Source organism: Burkholderia sp. E168m23, from assembly GCF_016586125.1.
In the GTDB taxonomy this organism is placed as follows: Bacteria; Pseudomonadota; Gammaproteobacteria; order Burkholderiales; family Burkholderiaceae; genus Burkholderia; species Burkholderia orbicola.
Genome location: NZ_BCPP01001214.1, coordinates 1 through 1,735, shown reverse-complemented (window position 1 = coordinate 1,735; position 1,735 = coordinate 1). Strand labels below are relative to the sequence as shown.

At 61.6% G+C, this 1,735-nt stretch carries 2 protein-coding genes; both read right to left on the bottom strand.

Translation table 11 applies throughout. The annotated features are described in order from the left end of the window. Positions 1–898: cytochrome bc complex cytochrome b subunit (locus JMF90_RS35805; RefSeq protein WP_201326225.1), on the bottom strand; the 898-nt coding region annotated here is incomplete at its 3' end. Continuing rightward, positions 898–1,518, bottom strand: a complete 621-nt coding sequence (gene petA, locus JMF90_RS35800; RefSeq protein ID WP_006491868.1) for a ubiquinol-cytochrome c reductase iron-sulfur subunit — start codon at positions 1,516–1,518, stop codon at positions 898–900. The genes JMF90_RS35805 and petA, both read right to left, overlap by 1 nt. Positions 1,519–1,735 lie beyond the last annotated feature (217 nt).

Sequence of the window (1,735 nt, the reverse complement as noted above, 5' to 3'; positions counted from 1 at the left end):
AGACCGGCGCAATCTCGGGCGGCGTCTGCAGCGGGTTCGCCGGGACGAAGTTGTTCGCCTCGAGGAAGTAGCCGCCCATCTCCGGCGAGAAGAACACGATCAGCGCGAACACCATCAGGAACACGCATACGCCGAGGAAATCGTGCACCGAGTAGTACGGGTGGAACGGGATGCCGTCGAGCGGGACGCCGTTCTCGTCCTTCTTCGCCTTGATCTCGATGCCGTCCGGGTTGTTCGACCCGACTTCATGCAGCGCCACCAGGTGGGCGACCACGAGGCCGACCAGCACGAGCGGAATCGCGATCACGTGGAACGCGAAGAAGCGGTTCAGCGTGACGTCGGACACGACGTAGTCGCCGCGAATCCACAGCGACAGGTCCGGCCCGACGAACGGGATCGCCGAGAACAGGTTCACGATCACCTGCGCGCCCCAGAACGACATCTGGCCCCACGGCAGCAGGTAGCCGAAGAACGCCTCGGCCATCAGGCACAGGAAGATCGCGCAGCCGAAGATCCAGACGAGCTCGCGCGGCTTCCGGTACGACCCGTACAGCAGCCCGCGGAACATGTGGAGGTACACGACCACGAAGAACATCGATGCACCGGTCGAGTGCATGTAGCGGATCAGCCAGCCCCACGGCACCTCGCGCATGATGTACTCGACCGACGCGAACGCGAGCGTCGAGTCGGGCTTGTAGTTCATCGTCAGGAAGATGCCCGTGACGATCTGGTTGACGAGCACCAGCAGCGCGAGGGAGCCGAAGAAGTACCAGAAGTTGAAGTTCTTCGGCGCGTAGTACTCGGATACGTGCTTCTTCCAGGTGGACGTGAGCGGGAAGCGCTGGTCGATCCAGCCGGTGAAACCTGTGGTGGAGACTTCCTTGTTGTCGGCGGCCATCACGCTTCTCCTTTCTCGTCCTTGCCGATCACGAGGGTCGTCGCCGACGTGAACATGTAGGGCGGGATGTCGAGATTCTGAGGCGCCGGCTTGTTCTTGAACACACGGCCGGCGAGGTCGTAGGTCGAACCGTGGCACGGGCACAGGAAACCGCCCGGCCAGTCGTCCGGCAGGTTCGGCTGCGGACCCGGCGTGAAGCGTTGGCTAGGCGTGCAGCCGAGGTGCGTACACACGGCCATCACGACGAGAATGTTCTTGCGATCGGCCCGCGACCGATATTCGTTGGCGCAATACGCGGGCAACGGCATCGAATACGGGGATTTCGTGGCCGGATCGGCCACTTCCTTGTCGGCCTTGACCACGTCGGCCAGCATCGAATCGGTGCGATTCAGGATCCAGACGGGTTTGCCGCGCCACGGCACGGTGACCATTTCGCCGGGCTTCAGGCCGCTGATGTCGACCTCGACCGGTGCCCCGGCCGCTTTCGCTTTCGCGGACGGCGCAAGCGACGCCGCGAAAGGTATGACGGTGGCTACGCCTCCCACGCCACCTGCTACGGATGTCGCAATCAGCCAGGTACGGCGGCCGCTGTCGACGCGTTTCTCTTCCTTGTCTCGCATCACACGCCCCACTTCTGAGTTGGATTTTCCGTCACGACTTTCCATTCCGCCGCTAGTTTGCTCGAATGGAGTCGTCATTTACAAGGCCCGGAGATGAAAATCCCTTCGAAGTGTTTGATAGTTAAGGGTTATCCCCCACTACCGGAGCGATTAAATCATTTCGCTTTTAAGCGGATGCTACATTGCGAAATTTCGATGCGCCGCCGCAAATCCGTCG